Here is a 21344-nt window from a genome sequence, read left to right on the forward strand (position 1 = left end):
AAATGTTTATTGGAGTCGATACTGCATGTGCCTGTATGGCAAGCCAGATGCCGAGACGCCAGTTTGTCGTAACTGCTGGTAGCGTCGGGGCTGCAGGCTCAGCCGGCTGCCTCAGCGATATCGTCGACAGATCGACCGGCGCGGGAAATACCAACGAGTACTGGGAGTACTTTCACTCGCAATCGGAAGTCGCCGCGGAGTTGATGGAAACGTCCGTCGAGGAGTTCCAGCGCGAGCAGGACGCGCAACTCGAGATGAACTGGTCGACCTGGGACGACATCAACGGCGGCAAGTGGAAGAACAACATCCAGAACGGCAATCGGCCGCTTCTCTACGACTCGACGAACTCGCTCACCGGGCAGTTCATCGAACCCGGCTGGGTCAAGCCCGTCAGCGAGTACAGGGACAGGCTCGACGACAGGGCGCTCGAGAACGTCGAGTGGGCGCTGGAGATGGCCCGGAGTTGCTATCGCGGATTCGACGAGGAGTTGTACGAAATTCCGATCGGTCTCGAGGTCGGGGCACCGTTCATCGCCCGGGCGGATCACTTCGACGCGGCCGGTCTCTCGATCGAGGACGATTTTCCCCCCGAGAATTACGAGCACCTCGTCCAGGTGGCGACGCAGCTTCAGGAGGAGGGCCCGGGCGAGTACGGGTTCCAGATCTACGGCGAGCACGGAGACGTTACCGACGAGGCGCTCGTGACGTGGACCGCCTCCAAGGGCGGGTACGACGGGATGTACCTCGACGAAGAGTGGTCGGACGTCAACTACGACAACGACATCTGGAAGGAGGCGACCGAACAGTACGTCGACCTCTACCGGGAACACGGACTTTCCTCCGAGAAGGCGGCGACGGCATCGAACGAGGGTGCCGCCCAGATGCTGATTCAGGGAGAGGTGAGTATGTACCAGGGGAGCACGAAGGGTTTCGGGCAGTTCATGAGCCGAGCGGAGGAGATGATCAGGGACGGAACCATCGTATTCGGTCCGTCCTGGGAGGGCGATGCGGGCAATCGCGGCGACTTCTTCACGCAGTGTGTCGCGCTCATGCGAAAGCCCGACGGCGTCTCGGAAGACGCTTGGCAAGAGCGCGAGGAGATGGCGATCCAGTGGATCAACAAACTGCTCTCGGCGGACTTCCAGGCGGAGGTGCCGAAGTCACTGGCGACGCTTCCGGTTCGAAGGGACGTGTGGCCGGACCTCGAAGACGACGAGGCGCTCTCCCGGAGTAATTACATCTCGACGCTCGAAACGACCGTCGAGGGAATGGAACACGGCTGGTCGAGCCACCCCAAGATGAACGCGATCCAGTACAATATCGCCGGTCCGCGGTTCCAGGAGGCTATCCGTGGGAAGATCAGCGCCGAAGAGGCTTGCACTCTGACTGCCGAAGAAATACGTAATCAGGTGGATCTCTGAAATGTCGACACGACGTCTCTTCGACATCGACGGGAGAACCGAACGCTACCGATCGGTTCTCAGAGAGAACTGGTTCACCTATCTGTTGATCATGCCGGTGTTACTGTTCCTGATCGTGCTCATGTGGCTTCCCTTCCTGCAGGGTATCTACATGAGCTTCAACGAGTGGCCCTTCGGCGGCGACCCGACGTGGATCGGGGCAGCGAATTACGAGTTCCTGTTGAACTGGGAGCCGTTCTACACGTCCCTGAAGGCGACCGCGATCTTCTCGCTGACGACGGTGTTCCAGCTGGGTGTCGCACTCGCAGCGGCGCTCGCCGTGCGGGAACTTCGCCGCGGGAAGAGCTTCGTCAGTGCGGCGTTTCTGCTCTCCTACACGATGCCGCCGCTGGTCATCGGGACCATCTGGGCGTATCTGCTCGAACCGGACTTCGGGCCCGTCTTCGGCTATCTCACCGAGTTGAACGTTCTCGGGGAGACGATCTACTGGGGGAGCAGCGGTCCCATGTCGCTCGCGGTCGTGATGTTCGTGACGACCTGGACCTTCTGGCCGTTCATGTTTCTCATCATCTCGGCCAGCCTCGAGAGCATCCCGGAAGAACTGTACGAAAGCGCCCGTATGTACGGTGCAGGCCCGGTCCAGACGTTCCTTCGCGTGACGCTCCCCCAGCTCAAAAGCGCCATCCTGGTCGCACTGAGTATCCGAATCATCTGGAACATGACGAAGATTTCGCAGGTGCTCCAGCTTACGAACGGCGGGCCGGGATACGATACGTCCATCCTGGCGGTGTTACTGTACCAATTCGCCTACGAGCGAGGGCAGATGGGGATCTCGTATGCTATTGGGATCGTCTTGCTCGTGATGACCCTCGGCTTCGTCTTCGTGTTCATTCGCGAGTTCGAACGCGCGAGTGAGGGGGCGGGAGCATGAGCACGACCGGCTACGACGCGACCGGCGTGACGCTGAAAGCGACCGCGTACGGCGTCGTCGCGTTTCTCGTGCTCGCGAACCTCGTTCCGTTTCTGTTCATCCTCTCGGTGTCGTTCATGCCGCCGAGCGAGTTCTTTACCGATCCGCACCTCGTCCCGTACGAGCCGACGCTGGAAGCGTGGACGAGCGGGTTCGAGGAACTACGGGGCAATCTCGTCAACAGCTTCCTGATCGGTGCGGGCACCGCGTTGCTGGCGCTAGTCATCACGATTCCCGGCGCCTACGCGTTCGCCCGGAAGGAGTTCTACGGGAAAACGGCCGGGTTCTACGCGATCATCTCGGCGATGATGTTCCCGTACATCCTCCTAGTCATCCCAATCATGGACCTGTGGACTGCACTGGGAGTGTACAACACAATCTTCGGAATGATCCTGGCGTACCAGGTGTTCGTCACCCCGTTTTCCATCTGGATTCTCCGGGATTTCTTCGAAAACCTCCCGACGGACATCGAGGAGGCCGCACAGGTGTACGGGTGTACGCAGTTCACCGCATTCGTTCGCGTTATTCTGCCGCTGGCGGCACCCGGGATCGTCGCCGTCGGGTTCCTCGCGTTTCTCACGGGATGGAACGATTTCCTCTTCGCCAATCTCTTGACCACCGGCACGGGGCCGGTTCCAGCCGTGCCGGTACTGTACGGTACCATCGGCGGCGGGTCGGGTGAACGCGTCTACTGGGGGAAGCTGATGGCCGAAACGCTCATCATCGGCACCCCACCGACGATCATCTACCTCGTCGCGCGCAACTACCTGGAAAGTGCGTTCAGCGTATGAGTCGAGAACCCATGAAACAGACAGAAGACACCAGTTCGGATACCCGAACGGAACGATCGGGAGCATCGAGCGGGAACCAGAACGCCGTCGACGCGAGCGTCTCGGGCAACCGGATTCGTCTCGACGGCGTTCGAAAGACGTTCAACGAGGGGTCGGTCGTCGCCTGTGACGACGTGAACATCGAAATCGACGAGGGCGAGTTCGTCGTGCTCGTCGGTCCCTCCGGCTGCGGCAAGACGACGACGCTCCGGTGTATCGCCGGGCTCGAGGAGCCGGACCGGGGGTCGATCACCGTCGACGGCGAGGATATCACCGGGTTGAAATCCAAGGACCGGAACCTCGCGTTCGTCTTCCAGAGTATCGCGCTGTTCCCGCACATGAGCGTCCGAAAGAACATCCGCTTCGGACTGGACATGAATACCGACCTCTCGGGCGAGGAGAAGCGAGGCCGCGTCGAGGACGTCGCGGAGACGCTCGGGCTTTCCGACGCCCTCGACCGGAAGCCCTCGGAACTGTCGGGCGGCCAACAGCAACGCGTCTCGCTCGGGCGTGCGATGGTGATGGAGCCCGCGGCGTTCCTGCTCGACGAGCCGTTCTCGGCGCTGGATGCGAACCTCCGCGATCACATGCGCGTCGAGGTCAAAAAGATTCAGCGGGAGTTGCACACGGCGATGATCTTCGTAACCCACGATCAGGAGGAGGCGATGACGCTGGGAGACAAGATCGTCGTAATGAACAACGGATACGTCCAGCAGATCGGCACGCCCTACGAGATTTACAACGAACCAGCGAACCGCTTCGTCGCCGGATTTATCGGCTCTCCGTCCCCCAATCTCGTCGAATGCACCGTCGAACGGACGGCCGATGGAATCGCGCTCGCGTCCGACTTCTACACGATTCCGGCCACGGAGACGCAAGCCGAACACCTCGAGCCGTCCGTCGGAGAGACGGTCATCTACGGAATCCGCCCGGAGTACCTGGATCTCGAGACCGACCGCGGCGCGTTCGTCGCAGACCTCGATGTCGTCGAACCGCTCGGCGATCGGGACGCCGTCCACTTGTCCGCCGGTAGTACCGATCTGTCGGCGGTCACGCCACAGGGCCAAATCGCGAGGGATACCGATCGAGTTCACGTCGACATCCAGACCGAGGAGGCGTGGTTGTTCGAGGAGGACGGGACGCGAATCGTCTAACGCCTTCTCCGCAAACTCACCACCATTTAGAAACCAGACCACGAATACCGATCCGATTACGATGACACGACACGACACAGCGTACGAAGCGGCGATTGCGGGGTCCGAGATCGCACACGAGCGCTTTCGCACCGAGCTGGATGTCGCGACCAAGAACTCGAAGATGGACTTCGTTACCGAAGCCGACACTGAGACCCAACACCGCGTTATCGAGGTCGTTCGAGACGCGTACCCGGATGCGACGATCGTCGGCGAGGAAGAGGACGAACTGAAGTCCGTTCCCGAGGACGGCAACGCCTGGGTGATCGATCCAATTGATGGGACGACGAACTTCGTCCGCGGCGTTCCGCTGTGGACGACGACGGTCGCCGCCGTTCGCGACCACGAAACCGTCGCGGCGGTGACCGTCGTCCCGGCGCTCGGGGAGACGTTCGTGGCGGATTCCACCGATGCAACGCTGAACGACGAGCCCATCTCCGTCAGCGATCAAGCGGATCTCGAGCGGTTCGTCGTCGCGCCGATCCTTCGATACGGATCCGAACGCGACCGACAGTTCGGCAACCTCCTCCGGGAGTCGATACTCGAGTTCGGCGATCTGCGCCGATTTGGCTGCGCTCAAGTGACGCTTGCGATGGTCGCCCGCGGCACGCTCGATGCAGCCGTGTCGCCTCAACCGGAGCCGAACCCGTGGGACACGATCGCCGGTATCGCGCTGGTCGAACGGGCCGGTGGAGTGGTAACCGATCTCGAGGGAAACCCGTGGAAGCCGGGTTGTGAGGGTCTCGTGGCATCGAACGGGAGCGCCCACGACGAAATCGTCGAACGCGTGCGGGCTGCGGTAGCGTAAGCGAACCTTCGTTCGCTTGAGAGTTCAGCGCTCGTCGAGCCGGTGTCGTGCATTTATCGTCTCACCGGACCGCTATCGGATATTTCAGTACCGACACCACCACGTGCGGATCGCTGCCGCGACAGTTCTAGTGAGACCAGTTCGAATCGCCTTCGTGAAGTCGGTTGTTTCCTTCGTGTGATGCGAACGAGTCTTCGATTTCTCCCCGTAGATCTCTCTTAGAAAGCCATATACCACCGGAAAGACAACCATCTGATAACTCCTCAGATCCGGCACTGTCTAGTTAGCGCAGTTTGAGGAACGAGCAGGTCGTAGAGTTAGTTCGGATCCATGCTCGCAGACCTGCTCAGCAAGAGCTACGCGGCGGAATTTGATGAATGGTGGGAGCGTTCGCCGTCGGGCACCACGCGACCGGTTGTTCGCTTCGAGAAACACAAGCGATTCTTCGCTCACTCGGCGTTGAACCCTCTCATCAAGCGATCTGGCACTGGTACATCGCCTGGCTGACAGCGTCCCAGACCCGCCGACGTCCACGAGAGCGGCGCTCTCGTGCGGCCTCTTGGAGCGCAAAGCGCTCCAACGGTCGGCGAACCGAAGATTCGCTCGACAGCAGAACGCTTTGCGTTCTGCGGACGGCGCAGCCGTCGCGGGTCGCGGTTGATGAACCCGCTGTCAGGATTACTGGCATCCGATCTTGGGAGTACGCTGCAATAGACCTTGACACGAATCTCATTCTCGATGTAGTGCTCTTTGGACGGCGAGACACCGATCCAGCTGCTGCGTTTCTGCATGGACTTACCGAGAAACACGATCTCTCCGACGCTGAGTTTCTCGTCGATGGTGCTGGCTATCTGACTGCCCTCTCTCGAGTAGGATTGAGCGGTTACCTCACCTATGTCGACCGAAGCCACATCGAAAAGTGGTTTCATACCCTCAAAATTCGGATTGGCCGCTTCCATAACTCATGGGTCGGCAGCCGGGCGAGCGGCAGAGAATGGCTTGAACAGTTCGTACACGACTATAACACACAGCGGCCGAATTAGTCACTCAACGGACAGACGCTAGCGGAGGTGCTAAGCTAGACAGTGCCATCAACCGTTTTCACACGAGTTCAGCGGGCAGCCGACTGGTAGACGGTGGTTCCAGCAGTTCAGCAAGTATCCCAATCAACAACGACCGAATCACGCACTTGATGAACGAATACCTGCGGAGATTGTTTAGTCAGTGCCGACGAAATCTGTGAATGGAGATAGATCCACCGCTGCTACCAACGGCGAACTCGACTACCGTAGATCAGGGTACTCGAAGGGCAGTAAGGCGTAGTGAGTGAGTATCTCCGGTCAGTCCATCGGGTGGCGAATAAGCCGGCCATGTTCGACCTTCATACAGTGATCTTGAACCACTTCTAACCCGGCTGCTTCTGCCGTTTGTGTAGCCTCATCGTGCCGTATCCCAAGTTGCATCCAGATTACCTTCACGTCGTCCCGAGCGAGCGCCTGTTCTACTATTTCCGGAACCTCCTCGCTTGGCCGAAAGATTTCGACAATATCGATCGGCTCCGTAACGTCGGCCAGCGAGTCGTACGCCCGTTCACCGAATATCTCGTCCGCATTTGGATTGATAGGAGTGATTTCGTAGCCGTGACGCTGAAGATACGCCGGTACGATGTGTGCTGCCTTCTCGTGCGACGTCGACGCTCCGACGACTGCAACCCGGTCGTACTCAAGGATTCGTCGGAGTTCGTCCGTCTCTTCGATTGGCATACCTGCACTACTGGAGTCGGAACGATCAGTCTATCGCCACAACTCACCCCATACTATCTGTCTGACCGGTATAGAATACATGGCAACTGATTGGTGCTGTCTTTCGATCAGCACTCAGTCTTCTTCGAGCATAGTGGGAGTACAACGAGTGCCCGTGCGTCTCGTGAGCAGCATCGACTGCGAGTTCTACAGTAGCCGCTGCAAGTCAGTGCACACCCGACCGCATGAGGGTTATGCGATCGATGTGGGAATCGACTCGTTTCAGTTGTTACTATCGCTGTTCTGTCGCGAGTTCAAACGAGATGCCGCCGGGTTTGCGGACGGACAGCGAGGGAAGGAGTAAGCAGAGATCTAAACGCGGTCTGATTGTACGAATCAAATATCGTCGGGTTTGGTGATTTCGTGTGTGCCAGATGGGCCCTGATCCTCGGTTGGGCGAGCGGGTGCGATCAAACACAACGTCTTCGATGGTTCATCCCCAACGACCTCGAATTTGTGCTCGGTGTCTGGCGGCGTAACGATCGTGTCACCGGGCGTGGCATGGAACTCCTCGTCACCAACTTCCCAGTGCATTTCTCCTGTCCGCATGAAGATGATATGGGTTTCATCGTGCGTGTGGAGTTCACTGGCCTTGTCCGACTCGTGAGTCCGTGCGTCGATCTCACAATCTTCGAGGATGGTGTGTTCGCCTGCTGCCTCTCTTTCGATGAACGGGTGGTACGCTGTTGTGTTGGAATCAGCCATTGTGATGTCCCCGGTTCGTAAACCCAGTACAGCACTCGTGCTGTGGAGCATTAGTTCTTCTGTCGGGGGAACAGACGGTGTCGAGTTTTGAAGTCGCCGCGACGCTGTCCGGCGAGCCGCACCGGAATTCTTCCCTCCATTTCTGGGTAGAAAATTCATTTGTGGTGAACTCGTCCAGGCTGGGAGTCAGCCGTCACACGACAGCCGCGTCCGACTCATTTGATTCGCGATTCAATTGAATATCCACTCATACATACCCCATAAACTCTTTGGTCGGGTTCCAAAACGAGCACCGCATCGTATAGCTCCTTACCGGTTGAGCACCGTATTGTATAGCTCTTCACCGGTTGTATATTGATACGTGGGTAATACAGTGTTTTCTCGACGCATTCCTCCGTGGGGTTCTCCGGAAGGCTTAATTGAGACAATGTTCAAGTCAGTCTCGATGGCACAATCAACCGAACGGCTTCGACGCTATCTCGATGACGAACTCGAGGAGTGTCGAAGCGAGGATATCGAGCGTCGGCTCGACGAGCTAGGGACGCTCGAGGCGGGACTTGGGACGGCACAGGCCGACGCTGAACTCGATGTCCTCTCGGCACTCGGGAACGAGACGCGTTACACGCTCGTGCGCGTACTGGTTGCAGCACAGGAGGAACTCTGCGTTTGCGAGTTGAACGCGGTCGTTGACGTGACCGAGAGCGGTCTCAGTCACGCCCTCTCGAAACTCGTCGATGCGGGTCTCGTCGACGGCCGGAAGGACGGGCGCTGGAAGAAGTACCGGGCAACCAATCGTGCGATAGCACTCGTCACGGTCCTCGAAGGGAGCGTGAACGGTGATGAGTAACGTCGAACACGAACACGGCCCGAACTGCGACTGTCCGGATTGTGGGGACCCGCGGTCGATGGATTTCCTCGATAAGTACCTCACCGTCTGGATCTTCGTCGCGATGGCAGTCGGTGTGGGATTGGGATACGTCGCCCCGTCGGTCACCGAGCCGATTCAGAACCTCCACTTCGTGGAAATCGGGTTGGTACTGATGATGTATCCGCCGCTGGCGAAAGCCGATTACTCGCAGCTCCGGGCGGTGTTCAGTAACTGGCGAGTGCTCGGGCTCAGCCTCGTCCAGAACTGGCTCATCGGCCCAACCCTCATGTTCGGGCTCGCGGTGATCTTCTTCAGCGGACTCGTCCCCGGTCTTCCGGCTCGCCCCGAGTTCTTCCTCGGACTCGTGTTCATCGGGATGGCCCGGTGTATCGCGATGGTGCTCGTTTGGAACGAACTCGCCGAGGGCTCGACCGAGTACGTGACCGGCCTGGTCGCGTTTAACAGCCTCTTCCAGATCATCACGTACGGGGTGTACGTCTGGTTCTTCGCGTTGTTCCTCCCGCCGTTGCTCGGCATGGACGCGCTTGTCACCGGGATTACGACCTTCGAGATCACGCCGTGGGACGTATTCAAAGCGATCGTCATCTTCCTCGGAATTCCGTTTGCTGGCGGCTTCCTTACCCGCTACGTCGGAACGCGGGCCAAGGGAGAGGAGTGGTACGACGAGGAGTTCATCCCGAAAATAGATCCCCTCACCCTCGTTGCACTGCTGTTTACCGTGATCGTCATGTTCGCCACGCAGGGGGAGAACATCGTCGCCTCGCCGGGTGATGTCTTGTTGATCGCCGTTCCGTTGACGATCTACTTCGTCGTGATGTTCCTCGTGAGCTTCGGGATGGGCCGCGGCATCGGCGCGGACTACTCGACGACGACCGCGATTGGATTCACGGCTGCCTCGAACAACTTCGAGTTAGCAATCGCGGTCGCAGTCGCCGTGTTCGGTGTCGGTTCTGGCGTCGCGTTCGCGACCGTCGTCGGTCCGCTCATCGAGGTCCCGGTCCTGCTTGCGTTGGTCAATGTCGCCCTGTGCTTCCAGCGGAAATTTGACTGGCCCGGATCCAATACCGGCAGTCTCGATGCATCAGCGCCCGATCCAGCAGCCAACGATTAATCATACGACAATCATGTCCACTTACAGCGCTTCAGACGACCCGATCCGTATCGCCTTCATGTGCGTCCAGAACGCTGGCCGCTCCCAGATGTCCACGGCCTTTGCAGAGCGCGAACGGGACCGCCGTGGTCTCTCCGACCGCGTCGAAATTCTCACCGGTGGGACCCATCCGGCTGACCACGTCCACGAGGAAGTAATCGAGGTAATGGACGAAGCGGGATTCGACCTCTCCGATCGAACGCCCCGTGAAATCACGATCGACGAACTGCAGTCCTGCGACTACGTCGCCACGATGGGCTGTTCGACACTCGACGTCGGCGACGTTGGCGAAGCCGTCGACATCCGTGATTGGGCGCTCGAGGATCCCGATGGAAAGGATTTCGACCGAGTACGCGAGATCCGTGATGAAATCGAACAGCGAGTCATTACACTGTTCGACGAGTTCAATACGTCGACCTGAGCAACGGTACTACCGCACCTAGTACCCGGTTTTTGATGGGTCCGAACAACTATCGCGAGCACAGTTGTGACCGCTATCGCGGAGAGCCGTGAGCTGCGCTGACGGGCGACAGGCTGTTGAACGACGTCGCAGCGACTTCGGTTCGCCGGTCGACCCTTTCGAATGCGACAGCGGTCGACTTCCGGTTCGGGTTGCTGCCATCGGTAAGCAGTTCGTGTCGGTCCGTGATGTCAAGGGAACTGCGTCGGAACGGACGGCATCGATCTCACCGATCCTGCTGTCCTGTTGAAGTGTTTCCGGGTTTCCTCTTGGGATTCGGCTCTGGCTCGCTATCGGAGTCGTCACTCCTTTCGCCGTCGAACACATCGTTTGCAAGGTCTTCGGAACCCGTTTTCCGTAGTCCGCGATCGAGGCGTCTCATGTAGTCGCCGCGGTTCCGGACGTCGGCCGTCAACAACGTCTCGGCCACTCGTGAGATCGTTCGCTCGAAGGCGTCGTTCGAACGGATCACGTCCCCGTCGGTCGCGGCCCGGATCGATTCGCTCACGGCCTCGATGCACGTTTCGATTCGTCTCTCGGACCCGTGTCTCTTTGCACCCTTGACGACTACATCGGCGTAGACCCCTTCCAGAAACGCCGCCGGATCGTCGACTGACGGGCCATTCGCGTACTCGCGGAGTTCCGCGTCGAGCCGCTGGTACCATCCGTCGGCACCGTTCTGTGCGGTTTGAAAGAGCGATCGAACGTACACGGCGGCGACGAACGCGGCCGAACGTTCCTGCGTTTGCTCCGTTGCGATCGCTTCGATCGTGGTGGAGACGATTTCGAGCCACGCCGCCGCCTCCGAGGCATCGGTGTGGGTTCGACTGACGTTCGCGAACGCCTCTGCGTACACCCGTTCGAAAACCTCGGTTCGCTCGGTCCCGTCCCGCTCGAGCGAGACCCCGTCGTCGAGGACTGCCAGGGCTTCGGTGACGCCGAACCGTACCCCCTCGGGCGGAGCGTCGGCGGCGAGTGCGAGTGCGCCACCGAAGACCGACACGACGTACTCGACGGGGTGGGGCGGATTGTCCGGGGCTGTGGCCGCAGCTTCGATCCGGGACAGCACTGCCTCGACCAGGCGTTCGTGCGTCCGTTCACCGACATCGGTCCGGGTCAGTACTGCCACCAGAATCTCGGCGTCCGCCGATGCGAACGCGTCGTACCACTCCGTCGTGCTCGGCCCGTCGACGGACTTCCGACTGGTCCGCAGCGACCGGACGAGCACCTCGATCCACTCCCGGGTGCGACTCGATTCCCCGTTGGCCGCCCAGTGCACGGCAGCCCCGCCGAATACGTCCGCTAGGAAGGTAAGCGGATCGTCGACCGAGTCAGTCGTAGTCGCCCTCGCTTCGATCCGCTCCGTGAGGCCTGTATACCACGTCCGCTCCCTGCGCGGTCTCACTCCGTCGTTCGAACCGGCCGAATCGGGGTCGTAACCCCGGACGTGCGTCGACAGCGCCCCGCAGTAGATATCCGTTAGATACCGCCTCGTCTCGGCTGTCGATGCGTCGGATGCTGCTCCTCGCATCGCTGCTTCGTCGTATCGTTCTATCCAGTCCTCGAAACCGAGGGAGTCGTCGAACGGGATCGAATCACTGCCGTAAGGGTACTGATTGACTTCGTCTGGATGGTCCCGCTCTACGTCGCCGAAGGACGCAAGCGCCTTCGCGTGCAGCGATGCCCGGAGTTCCCACTCGTTTGCGAAGTGATTCGAACTCGCGATCGTATCGACGAGCCGATGACAGTTCGAGAACAACTGTTCCGCTCGGTCGAGTTCGCCCGTTCGGATGACGGCCCGAACAGCGCGGCCGTATGCGTCGACCACGAACGTTTCAGGGTCGTCGAGGTCCGCCTTGACTGCTGTTTGACACATGCTGTGGCCGACAGCGTCGAGCCAGGGGGCAAACACGTCGTCCGGACAGCCGTGTTCGAACACCCACAGACCGATCCCGGCGGCGTAACTTTCTTCGAGTATCGCTGTTCGGGCGTCTGGATCATTGATGAGCGCTGTCGCGTCCCCGACACGCGACTCGATATCGGCTATCCAGGCCGACAGCTCCTCTGGAGGACACTCGAGGCCCGCTACAGCTCCGATCATGGAGCCAACGGAGTTCTGGAGCACCACTGCCGTGGACCGGTCGGAGGGGCTCATCGCGTACTGGCGAACGAGTGAGAATAGTGTGGTGAGGCCGCCGTTGGCCGTCGTGGGATCCTCGGCCCGGTGGACGATTTGCTCGACTGCACTCCCGTAGACGAAGTGGAGCGGAAACTGTCGCACGTCATCCGAGACTGCATCGTGAAGGGCCTGGTCGACACACCCGATTGCACCGTGGTTTACCCTCGTTCCGTCCGGCGGCTGTGCGAGCGTCGCCAATGCACCCGAGAACGCGGTGGCAAACGGTTCCAGATCTCCGCCGGCGGATTCCTGACCGCGCGGGGTCGCGGTTTCGTTGGTGAGGGTCAGGACACCCCGCGCGACCGCGTGGACCCACTCGTCCGTCGTCGGCTCTGCTGTCGCCACGGCAGCGATCGCGGTCCCGTAGACCTCGCCTCGATACCGGACGGATTCATCGGTGTCGGAACTCCGATTGCGCCCGACATCTGCCACAAGGTCGTCGATGAACGAGAGCCACTGCTGTGCCGCGTCGGGGCCGTGCGTGGTCGAGATGATATCGACGGCCTCAGCGACGACGTGGCCGACGAACTCGCCAGTCAGTGCGTGATCCGGAACCCCCGAAACCGCTGCCAGTGTGCTCTGGTCCGTGACCGACTCGACATCGACGGTCCGACGAGACGGTGACTGGACCTCGTTCCAGCCGATTGCATCGAGCAGGTCGCCGGCGACGGTTTCTGGATCGCGGTCAGAAACAGCGTTCGGCTCGTCGAGTGAGAACTCGACGCGGTCGTTCCAGGCTGCCAGTTCGTCACAGCCAGCCCGCTCACAGGTGTCGTCGAGTCGCTCACGGTCGCTGTCGTCGCAGATGAGCAGCGCGCCCGTACAACTTCCCTCCGTAACCCATTCGGGAAGCGCTCGAACGCCGTCGTCGCTGGTGATCCTCGCCGGCCCGGCACCGTACGTCGCGACGACGACCGCGTTCGGCGTTGCGTCGATTCCAGTCCGAATGTGGTCCGGATGTGTGAGGTCGGGGAGGACGACGGTTGTGCCCCACTCCTCCAGTTCCGAGGCGAGCGACGCAGCGAGCCGTCGCTTTCCGCTCGCTTTCGGTCCGGAAAGCACCACAAGCCCCCCGTCAAGTGCGTCGAGGAACTCGTCTCCATCGACGAGCGATGTCCAATCCGTTGCTGTCTCGCCGGGGGTTTCGTCTGGCTCCTGGGGCGGTGCTGGCAGCTCGCGCTCAGCTGCCGACTCGCGCAACGCTTGCGGTCCATCCCAGTGCCAAGCACCGACGAGTCGAGACGAACCGTACTCCTCGGGCCCCGTCGAAATCTCGTCGAACGACGAACCCGCCGACCTGTCTCTTATACACATNGCCAGCCCGCTCAGAGATGTGTATAAGAGACAGGATCACTGCTCGTGCGGGATCGGCGGCGAACACCCGGAGATGATCGACCGTTCCAGGCGGGAGGTCCAGAGAGAGTTCAAGCGCCTCGGCGGCCGGGGAGAGTACTCGATACCGAGCGAGTGACTCGAGCCAGTCTGCATCCTCGGCGAGTCCAACGGCAACCAGCGCGACTGCAGCGAGGACCGGCGGCGAGCGTTCGTTGGGAATGTGACTCGGGAGGCAACCGCTCGGAACGAGTCGCGAGATACTGTCCGCGAACTCCTCGCTCCATGCTCCGATTGAGCTGTCACAGTCTCCGAACACTTCCCTGACGTCGTCTGGCATGAGGACCTCTGTATCGTCGTATTTCGAGAGGGAGAGAAACGCTGCCGGCGTGACCGTCGCGTCGTACCATCCGAGGTGGTTCTGAAGCTCCGCGGTTTCGAAGTAGTATGGCGGATACCAGGTCTGCTCTAGCACGGCCGCTCGCTCGCCGTCTCGCAGCCCACCTGGACTCCGCTTTTCGATCCGTCCCCGAACATCGTTGATTGCGGCCGCGGCAGCAGTCGGCGGCGTTCGGACCGTCACGACCGTGTCGACCGTCTCGATGAAACCTCCGCCTATCCCCACATCGCTCCGGCAAAGCCAGTCAAAACTCCGGGGACGGGTGACGAGCACTGCGCCTCCCGCTCTGGCGAACAGCGACTTCTCGCCGAACTCGTAACTGTAGGTCGACGGGTGCTCTTCGCCAAGGGCAAACACTGCCGAGACGAAATCATCGACGACCACGAGTTCGTCGTCGTCGACACCTGCTGTCGCGGGCAGTCGCTCGACGGTCTGCCCTAGCGACTGCAACTGCTGTGACGTTCCGATACCGGGTGCACCGAGAACGAGCGTTACCTCGCCCGGCTCGACTACGTCCGCTAATTCGCCGGGTCCGACTTCCTGTATCGTGGGGTCCATAGGTTCGTGGTAACCGACTCCGTCGACGACTCCATCCGAGAGAACGACAACGGTGGTTGGTTGCGTTCAACTTAACGTACCGTCTGAATAAATTTTTCTACCACACACCGCCATCCATGAGGGTCCGTCATCGGGAATCGACGGAGGACACCCCTCCCGTTCGCTGCTCTTCGATATCCGTTTTTCGCTTCAAACGTTCCATACAAAGTGTCTTCACGGGCGAAATCACTGTCGCATCGACGTGGGCGTACTCACCAGCGTCGGGCGTGCCGAGAAAACGCGTCCACATACGCCGTAACGGCGGTTACAATGCGAATTGCTTCCAGAACTTGCGGATGGGCGGTTGGCGAGCGGTCGCGAATACTCCGCAGTTTGTGGCCTACATTCGGCTTCAAACGAGGGTTCTATTATCTCTCCTTGTAGTTACGATCACCGGTCCATGGCTACGTACACTGCGGTCCCCTGCTGGATCAACGTCCAGAAGGCAGGCACGTCACGAATAATCGGTTGGATTGCTCAGTGAATCTGCATACTGAACGACTCAATTACTATCGTAGGAAAAAATATCTTCTATCGAGCAATCAAAGTATATTGCGAGTTTGAACGCAAGTTCAAGAGATGGGTCATATCTCTCTGCTTCGAGTGCGTTAATGGTCTGTCGAGTAACTCCGACCGCTTTCGCAAGGTCTTCTTGAGTCAAATCGTGCTTTGCTCGGTAGACTTTTAATTCGTTTTTCATATCATTCGATATATCTGTAATATACGTAGTAGATGGCGAAGATGGCTAATCCACTACCCAGGTACAGGAATTCTGCACTATCTCTCGGAACAAGGTTCGATGACCCATTGATTAGGATAATCGCCATTAACCACCAGAAAGCATTGATGCTAACTTTTCCGAACAATTCAGCCGTCCGTTCATCACCTAACGCCTTCTGGTCATTGCTGGCGGAGACTGCCCTATAACCGAAGGCCACAAGGATACCAACTGGAACAAGAGGCCCAAGATAACTGATTGGCGGGAGATCATAGTATTGGAATACTGCGATACTGCCAATTAGAATCGTTACTGCACCTGCTAGCAATACGTACCCAGCAAGCTTCTGCCGCTTAAGATTCGATGGGAGTTCACTCATAGTATCACTAGGGCGTCTTGCTCCGAGTTCATTTCTTGAGTAGCACCTTTTTCAAGGATGTCCGTATCACCAGACATTATGGAAGGTATCCTTTCCATATTGGAATCAATATATTCCATTATCTTAAGTGTTTCTCTGCGGAACCTGCTGAATTATAAATGTAGAATCAGAGGACGATAGTAACTAGTTGACCAGAATGCAGCAGTCTTTCCCGTTTACGTTCAATCAAAACACATACTTTTTAGAAGGTGTTTCTCGTTTTGTTGAGTAGTGTCGGTAACTCAACCTCCTCAATCCCCATGCAACGGAACTGGACCGTGGTAACGGCAGTTCGAGGGCCCGTCTCGTCATGACTACCGAGCTACTTTTCTTTGAATCGCGCGGGGCATTCCGTGACTGGCTCCAGGAGTACTCCGGTACTGAGGACGAGCTTTGGGTCGGGTACTACAAGGCGGACTCGGACCGGTCCGGGATCAGTTACGCCGAGTCGGTCGAGGAGGCGATTTGCTTCGGTTGGATCGACGGTCTGATCAACGGCATTGACGACGAACGGTACAAGCGCCGGTTTACGCCGCGAAAGCCCGACAGCAAGTGGTCGAAGAAGAATAAGGAACGCGTCCAGGCGATGGTCGAAGCCGGGAAGATGACCCCGGCCGGAATGGAATTAGTCGAGGCAGCGAGGGAGTCCGGGGAGTGGGACGAGGCCTATCGGCTGGCCGACGACCACGAAATCCCGGACGAACTCGAGGCGGCACTGAAGGAGAACGAGACGGCCTGGGAAAACTTCCAGGCGTTCTCGAACTCGGATCAGCACGCCTTCATCGCGCTGCTCGAGGAGGCGAAGACGGATGAGACGAAACAACGGCGGCTCGAGCAGACGGTTGAACTCGTAGAGCAGGACCTTCGAGCGTATGACGAGGACAATCAGCGGCGGCTGTGAACGATCCCACGAGAATTCTCGATTGACCGGTCGTGAGCTACGACCTCCCAACAATTCTCGGCCCGGTTTCCCGCGCTGTTGGCTCCAGTCAACGACTTACCTCTCCGACGCCGACTCTGATTTGGGATCCGTTTCGATGACTTGATCCAGACGGAATCTCGGTGAAAACTCCATCACGTTCCTCGGCGACGATCACTGCCGTTTCTTGAATTTGCAGGCCGCTCATTCCTATCCCTATTTTCACCACTCCTTCGATATGATAAGACACTCTGGTCCCAACCGTTTTTCCAATGGTGAACTCTCAAACTAGAACTATCTCAATAGCGCTGGGTTCTATTAACTATGGGATCCGATATCGCAGTAGTTATTATATTAGTACACTGAGTTAGTAACACCGATGGTCCAAACCACGCGACGAAGACTGCTCCAGGGGGTAGGCGCGAGTGCGGTTGCTGCAACGGGACTCGCCGGTTGCCTCGGTCGAAGTAGTGGGTCCCTCGACTCCATGACTCTCGCGTACGTCCCGATCTATCCGAACATGCAACACTACGTGATGGAACAGGAGGGGTATTATGAGAACGTCCCAGTGGATGTCACTATCGAGCGATTCAGTTCCGGACCGAACGTGGTCAAGGCGTTCGCCAGCGGGGACGTCGACGCTGCGCTCTTCGGAATCACTCCTGCGATGGTCCTCGCCGACAAGGGCACCGACGCCGGTATCCTCGCGGCGAACTCGAAAAACGGCTTCAAGATCATGGCGACGACCGAACTCGTCGATCTGTACGACCAGGAAGGGACGGACACGTTCGAGCGATTCGAGCAGGAGAACGGCCGCAAGATCCGATTCGGCGCTCCACCGGACGGGAGCGTCCCCGATATTGTGCTTCGGTACTGGATCCAGGAGGATCTCGATGTTGGCGACGTGGCCGCCGCCATCAACAAGTCGAAAGTCCCCCCGGCGAAAGCGGTCCAGACGATCCAGTCGGGCGACATCGATGCGACGATCATCCAAGAGCCGTTCGCGACGATCATCGGCCAGGATGACGACTTCGGTGAACTCGCTTGGTCTGGTGCTATCCTAGAAAATCACCCGGTTACGGTGCTGTTCGCGAACCAGCAGGTGATCGACGACAACGACATCTCGCAGTCGCTGGTCGAACAGCATACGGCGGCAACCGAGTTCACGGCAGATTCACCGGATGCAGCCGCTGCCGACGCTGCGTCGGTCATCGGCTCCGGCGTGAGCGAGGATCTCGCTACGGCGGCCATGGACTCACAGGCGTCGGATTTCATTTCGGACCCCCACGCGATCACCGACCAAGCCGAAACGATGGGTGAGTTCGTCGCGAACGTCGGCAACATCGAGGAATCGATCGCGACCGAGAACCTGTTCGCGTTCGACCCCTACGACGCTATCCAAGAATGAGCCACCAAACCGACACGATGGTCACGGCCATATTTGAAGGAGACCTGCAGCGGTATCTGCGCGGGCTGGGCGGTCTGCTCGTGTTTCTTCTCGTCTGGTGGGTCGGGGCGATGACGACCCAGCCGTCGTATTTGGTGCCGGGACCGGTCGATTCGGTGCACGCCTTTTTCGACCTGTTCGCAACCTCAACTGCGATTGTGGTCCCCATCTTCGGGTCGGCGTTGGTGCTGCCGACTGGGCTCGCACACCTCGCACAGACGTTGTTCCACTACGTTCCTGGCCTCCTCCTCGGTGCTAGCTGTGGGATATCGCTCGGGTTGGCGATGGGCTGGAACGGTGCACTCGACGACTGGTTACGGCCACTCGTCCGAGTGCTCCGGCCGATCCCGCCGCTAGCGTGGGTCGTCTTTGCGATCGTCTGGTTCGGCATCCACCACACCGGCGCGGCGTTCATCGTCTTCGTCGGCGCGTTCTGGATCAACTTCTACGGCGCCTACGGTGGCGTCGAGGGCGTTTCGAGCGAACTGACCGATGCCGCGTCGACGCTCGGCGTAGAACGCGACCTCTCGATGTTGAAACTCGTCGCTCTCCCGAGCGCGGCCCCCCACGTGTTGACGGGGTTCCGGACGAGCATCGGCCGGTGCTGGATGATCGTCGTCGGCGCTGAGTTGTTCGGCGCACCCGGCGTCGGCTACGAGATCATCAACGCCTCGAACAATCTCGCGATGGCGACCAGCGTCGCTTACATGTTTCTGATCAGCCTGGCGTTCCTCTGTATGGACGTCGGGTTCCGACTCGTCGAACGGAGTGTACTTTCATGGCGATGAACGAGATGTCATCCACAGATCAGGAGTCCAGCGAGAAGATTAGCATTCGGAACGTTAGCAAGGCCTACGAATCGACGCAAGCGCTCGGAGACGTCTCGTTCTCGGTTTCAGAGGGCGAGTTCTGCTGTGTCGTCGGGCCGTCCGGGTGTGGAAAGACCACGCTGTTGCGAACGATCGCCGGCCTCGACGACCCGGACAGTGGCTCGGTCCTGGTTGGCGGTAACCCGGTCACCGATCCGGGTTTAGACCGGGGACTGGTCTTCCAGGAGTACGCGCTGTTCCCCTGGCGAACCGTCCGCGGGAACATTCGATTCGGGCTCGACCGGCCCGCGTGTGAGTGTGCGGACTGCGAGGCACGAGTTCGGGAGTTGATCGATCTCGTCGGGCTCGAGGGTTTCGAGGACGCCTACCCGAAGGAACTGTCCGGCGGCATGAAACAGCGCGTCGGGATCGCCCGCGCCCTCGCCGTCGATCCGGAGATCCTGTTGATGGACGAACCGTTCGGCAGTGTCGACGCGCGGACACGCGACCGCCTACACGCTGAATTACTAGATATCTGGGCACAGACCGGACAGACAGTCGTGTTCGTCACCCACGACATCGACGAAGCGGTGACGCTGGCCGACCGCGTCGTTGTCATGGACGCTGACCCAGGAACCGTGCAGTCGACCATCTCTATTGACTTAGAACGCCCGCGTGAACGGACGGCGCATGATTTTGTCGACTCCGTCGCGGAAATCAGAACTGAACTCGGGAGTCCGGTGGACACTCGTCACTGACACCTTCATTCAGATTGACATTAACACTATATGGATCTAGTGAATCATTAGACGGCGTCGGCTTCTGCGGTGTGATCCAGTAGTTTGCGGCGCTACTCTGAGACAATGTAGCTACGAGTTCGAAGGAATCCGCGATGGCGAACCGCATCTTCTCGACGGGCATCCCCAGCGAGTCCGCGCGGTCCTCGCCGAGCAACAGGATGTCCAGCTCCTGCGTGACGGCGAACGCCAGCACCATCGACAGCACCGGAGAGGGGAGCGCGATGCGCACTTCCTGCCAGCCGGCGTTCAGGAGCGTCCGGAGAGCCACGCCTGTGCGGCCATCGCGATGCCGAGGTCGTCGATGAAGAAGAACAGTGTGCGCTGGACGGATCCAAAGACGGTCCCGACCACGACGCCCGCCAGCAACAACCGGACCGGACTGATGCCGTTCTTCCACGCGATGGCGTACACGAGCAGGAACGCAATTCCGCCGCCCAGCGCCGCGAATATCGGCAGGAACGGCATAAGGTCGTAGAACGTCGTCAGCGTGAGGAGCACCACCAGGCCGGCCCCGTCGCTGACGCCGAGGATGTACGGGCTGGCGAGTTCGTTGCGCGTGACGGTCTGGAAGAGAGCGCCCGAGATCGCGAGGTTCGCGCCGACGAGGATGCGGGGCAGACGGAGGTTCCACACGATGACCTGCTGGGTGGACAGCCACTCGGGGACCTCCGCGCCGAGGAGCGCCCACTGCCAGACGTCGAGGCGAAACAGCACCTCCGCGTCGAAGACTGTCCGCCACGCTTCGCCCAGCGTCATCGGGTACGAGCCGAAGCTCACCTGCAGTATTGTCGACCCGAGCAGGACGGCGAGGCTGCCGACGACGATCACCGCGAGCTTCGAGGTGTCGTACCAGTCGTCGGCCGCCGCGCGTAGCTTCGCGAGTCGGTCGCGTACCTGCACCATCTCGCTAGAAGTTCCCGTTGATGATGTCGCTGACCTCCTGACGGTCGAACAGTTGCTCGTCCTCGGAGACATCCCGGACGGGGCCGGGCCACTCGCCGAAGCGATCCGGCCAGACCTGCTTGGCCACCGCCTCCGTGGCGAAGAGGTCGACGGTCGGGCCCATGTACTGGCCGCCGGACCGGATGATGTTGCCCTCTTGGACGGCGGTGAGTTCCTGCCCGTTCGCATCGTTCTCGAACGGTTCGACGATCTGGTTGACGAATCCCTCGTGCGTGTCGGACGTCAGTGAACCGACGACGGCGATGTAGTCGGGGTCGTGATCGAGCAGTTCCTCGTACCCGACACTGCCGCCACTCGGAATCTCCGCATCGTAGCCGTCTTCGAGGCCGAGCCGGTAGAGCGGCTTGGTCTGGTTGTGATACTGGTGGAGGGGCGAGGGGAAGAACGACCCGGATGTCGGGTCGACGCCGCGCCACAGCGCGACAACCGAGGGGCGTTCGTCTTCCGGCGGCAGTTCGGGATGTTCTCCATGAACTCGTCGTGCAGTGACTCCCAGGCCCGATACTGCTCCTGACGAGGTGACATCGTCGTCGG

Annotated in this window: 17 protein-coding genes and 4 pseudogenes; 14 read left to right on the forward strand and 7 right to left on the reverse strand. The window is 59.6% G+C overall.

The genetic code is table 11. The features are described 5' to 3' along the window. Nucleotides 1–35 precede the first annotated feature (35 nt). The 7 genes and pseudogenes from C480_RS17395 to C480_RS22360 all read left to right on the forward strand — a co-directional run. Nucleotides 36–1421 (forward strand): ABC transporter substrate-binding protein, encoded by a 1386-nt coding sequence (locus tag C480_RS17395; RefSeq protein WP_006666938.1) that lies wholly within the window; start codon nt 36–38, stop codon nt 1419–1421. 1 nt (nt 1422) lies between these two features. Further along, nucleotides 1423–2352: a carbohydrate ABC transporter permease gene (locus C480_RS17400; protein ID WP_006666939.1), complete on the forward strand. Its 930-nt coding sequence runs from the start codon at nt 1423–1425 to the stop codon at nt 2350–2352. Then, nucleotides 2349–3182 (forward strand): carbohydrate ABC transporter permease, encoded by an 834-nt coding sequence (locus C480_RS17405; RefSeq protein ID WP_006666940.1) that lies wholly within the window; start codon nt 2349–2351, stop codon nt 3180–3182. Before C480_RS17400 ends, C480_RS17405 begins: the two co-directional genes overlap by 4 nt. An 11-nt stretch (nt 3183–3193) precedes the next feature. After that, the gene (locus C480_RS17410) at nt 3194–4375 is read left to right on the forward strand and encodes an ABC transporter ATP-binding protein (RefSeq protein ID WP_006666941.1); all 1182 of its coding nucleotides are present in this window, start codon (nt 3194–3196) and stop codon (nt 4373–4375) included. A 61-nt stretch (nt 4376–4436) separates the two neighbouring features. Then, nucleotides 4437–5222 (forward strand): inositol monophosphatase family protein, encoded by a 786-nt coding sequence (locus tag C480_RS17415; RefSeq protein ID WP_006666942.1) that lies wholly within the window; start codon nt 4437–4439, stop codon nt 5220–5222. A gap of 330 nt (nt 5223–5552) precedes the next feature. Then, nucleotides 5553–5748: pseudogene (locus C480_RS23135) on the forward strand (IS6 family transposase); the annotation flags it as partial. A gap of 106 nt (nt 5749–5854) precedes the next feature. Further along, a pseudogene (locus C480_RS22360) lies at nt 5855–6265 on the forward strand (DDE-type integrase/transposase/recombinase); the annotation flags it as partial. A gap of 297 nt (nt 6266–6562) precedes the next feature. Here the strand turns inward: C480_RS22360 and C480_RS17425 are convergent. Then, nucleotides 6563–6985: a CoA-binding protein gene (locus tag C480_RS17425; RefSeq protein WP_006666944.1), complete on the reverse strand. Its 423-nt coding sequence runs from the start codon at nt 6983–6985 to the stop codon at nt 6563–6565. Between the two features lie 375 nt (nt 6986–7360). Further along, on the reverse strand, nt 7361–7729 hold the full coding sequence (locus C480_RS17430) for a cupin domain-containing protein (protein WP_006666945.1): 369 nt from the start codon (nt 7727–7729) through the stop codon (nt 7361–7363). A gap of 445 nt (nt 7730–8174) precedes the next feature. Here C480_RS17430 and C480_RS17435 point away from each other — a divergent pair, with 445 nt between their 5' ends. From C480_RS17435 to C480_RS17445, 3 genes are read left to right on the forward strand one after another with little or no spacing between them, the layout of a single operon-like run. After that, nucleotides 8175–8576 (forward strand): ArsR/SmtB family transcription factor, encoded by a 402-nt coding sequence (locus C480_RS17435; RefSeq protein WP_006666946.1) that lies wholly within the window; start codon nt 8175–8177, stop codon nt 8574–8576. After that, complete coding sequence (gene arsB / locus C480_RS17440; RefSeq protein WP_006666947.1) at nt 8569–9729, forward strand: ACR3 family arsenite efflux transporter; 1161 nt, start codon at nt 8569–8571, stop codon at nt 9727–9729. Before C480_RS17435 ends, arsB begins: the two co-directional genes overlap by 8 nt. Nucleotides 9730–9742: 13 nt before the next feature. After that, nucleotides 9743–10189: a low molecular weight phosphatase family protein gene (locus tag C480_RS17445; protein ID WP_006666948.1), complete on the forward strand. Its 447-nt coding sequence runs from the start codon at nt 9743–9745 to the stop codon at nt 10187–10189. A gap of 265 nt (nt 10190–10454) precedes the next feature. On the opposite strand, the gene C480_RS17450 is transcribed toward C480_RS17445, so the two are convergent. From C480_RS17450 to C480_RS17460, 3 genes are all read right to left on the reverse strand, one after another. Further along, on the reverse strand, nt 10455–13721 hold the full coding sequence (locus C480_RS17450) for a P-loop NTPase family protein (protein ID WP_193787812.1): 3267 nt from the start codon (nt 13719–13721) through the stop codon (nt 10455–10457). Nucleotides 13722–15238: 1517 nt separating this feature from the next. Next, the gene (locus tag C480_RS17455; RefSeq protein ID WP_006666949.1) at nt 15239–15436 is read right to left on the reverse strand and encodes a helix-turn-helix transcriptional regulator; all 198 of its coding nucleotides are present in this window, start codon (nt 15434–15436) and stop codon (nt 15239–15241) included. A gap of 1 nt (nt 15437) precedes the next feature. Continuing rightward, entirely contained in the window at nt 15438–15833 is a 396-nt protein-coding gene (locus C480_RS17460) for a hypothetical protein (RefSeq protein ID WP_006666950.1), read from the reverse strand. A 349-nt stretch (nt 15834–16182) separates the two neighbouring features. Between C480_RS17460 and C480_RS17465 the strand changes: the two genes are divergently transcribed. From C480_RS17465 to C480_RS17480, 4 genes are all read left to right on the forward strand, one after another. Next, on the forward strand, nt 16183–16773 hold the full coding sequence (locus C480_RS17465) for a YdeI/OmpD-associated family protein (RefSeq protein WP_006666951.1): 591 nt from the start codon (nt 16183–16185) through the stop codon (nt 16771–16773). A gap of 505 nt (nt 16774–17278) precedes the next feature. Continuing rightward, nucleotides 17279–18199, forward strand: a complete 921-nt coding sequence (locus C480_RS17470) for an ABC transporter substrate-binding protein (RefSeq protein ID WP_006666952.1) — start codon at nt 17279–17281, stop codon at nt 18197–18199. Beyond that, nucleotides 18196–19026 (forward strand): ABC transporter permease, encoded by an 831-nt coding sequence (locus C480_RS17475; RefSeq protein WP_006666953.1) that lies wholly within the window; start codon nt 18196–18198, stop codon nt 19024–19026. The genes C480_RS17470 and C480_RS17475 overlap by 4 nt, the downstream gene beginning before the upstream one ends. Continuing rightward, nucleotides 19017–19805 carry an ABC transporter ATP-binding protein gene (locus C480_RS17480; protein WP_006666954.1) on the forward strand — a complete coding sequence of 263 codons (789 nt, stop codon included), beginning with the start codon at nt 19017–19019 and terminating at the stop codon, nt 19803–19805. Before C480_RS17475 ends, C480_RS17480 begins: the two co-directional genes overlap by 10 nt. An 88-nt stretch (nt 19806–19893) precedes the next feature. Here C480_RS17480 and C480_RS24575 read toward each other — a convergent pair. Together C480_RS24575 and C480_RS17490 are read right to left on the reverse strand one after the other, a co-directional pair. Continuing rightward, nucleotides 19894–20750 (reverse strand): annotated as a pseudogene (locus C480_RS24575) (FecCD family ABC transporter permease); the annotation flags it as partial. Nucleotides 20751–20754: 4 nt separating this feature from the next. Then, nucleotides 20755–21326, reverse strand: a pseudogene (locus C480_RS17490) (ABC transporter substrate-binding protein); the annotation flags it as partial. Nucleotides 21327–21344: the final 18 nt, after the last annotated feature.

It is taken from the genome of Natrialba aegyptia DSM 13077, assembly GCF_000337535.1.
Classification (GTDB): Archaea; Halobacteriota; Halobacteria; order Halobacteriales; family Natrialbaceae; genus Natrialba; species Natrialba aegyptia.

Coding starts and splice junctions, on each gene's coding strand:
- C480_RS17455 (WP_006666949.1), bottom strand. CDS start 15,436: ATGAAAAACGAATTAAAAGTCTACCGAGCAAAGCACGATTTGACTCAA.
- C480_RS17470 (WP_006666952.1), top strand. CDS start 17,279: ATGACTCTCGCGTACGTCCCGATCTATCCGAACATGCAACACTACGTG.
- C480_RS17415 (WP_006666942.1), top strand. CDS start 4,437: ATGACACGACACGACACAGCGTACGAAGCGGCGATTGCGGGGTCCGAG.
- C480_RS17445 (WP_006666948.1), top strand. CDS start 9,743: ATGTCCACTTACAGCGCTTCAGACGACCCGATCCGTATCGCCTTCATG.
- C480_RS17475 (WP_006666953.1), top strand. CDS start 18,196: ATGAGCCACCAAACCGACACGATGGTCACGGCCATATTTGAAGGAGAC.
- arsB (WP_006666947.1), top strand. CDS start 8,569: ATGAGTAACGTCGAACACGAACACGGCCCGAACTGCGACTGTCCGGAT.
- C480_RS17450 (WP_193787812.1), bottom strand. CDS start 13,721: ATGTGTATAAGAGACAGGTCGGCGGGTTCGTCGTTCGACGAGATTTCG.
- C480_RS17465 (WP_006666951.1), top strand. CDS start 16,183: ATGACTACCGAGCTACTTTTCTTTGAATCGCGCGGGGCATTCCGTGAC.
- C480_RS17395 (WP_006666938.1), top strand. CDS start 36: ATGGCAAGCCAGATGCCGAGACGCCAGTTTGTCGTAACTGCTGGTAGC.
- C480_RS17405 (WP_006666940.1), top strand. CDS start 2,349: ATGAGCACGACCGGCTACGACGCGACCGGCGTGACGCTGAAAGCGACC.
- C480_RS17400 (WP_006666939.1), top strand. CDS start 1,423: ATGTCGACACGACGTCTCTTCGACATCGACGGGAGAACCGAACGCTAC.
- C480_RS17460 (WP_006666950.1), bottom strand. CDS start 15,833: ATGAGTGAACTCCCATCGAATCTTAAGCGGCAGAAGCTTGCTGGGTAC.
- C480_RS17435 (WP_006666946.1), top strand. CDS start 8,175: ATGGCACAATCAACCGAACGGCTTCGACGCTATCTCGATGACGAACTC.
- C480_RS17430 (WP_006666945.1), bottom strand. CDS start 7,729: ATGGCTGATTCCAACACAACAGCGTACCACCCGTTCATCGAAAGAGAG.
- C480_RS17425 (WP_006666944.1), bottom strand. CDS start 6,985: ATGCCAATCGAAGAGACGGACGAACTCCGACGAATCCTTGAGTACGAC.
- C480_RS17480 (WP_006666954.1), top strand. CDS start 19,017: ATGGCGATGAACGAGATGTCATCCACAGATCAGGAGTCCAGCGAGAAG.
- C480_RS17410 (WP_006666941.1), top strand. CDS start 3,194: ATGAAACAGACAGAAGACACCAGTTCGGATACCCGAACGGAACGATCG.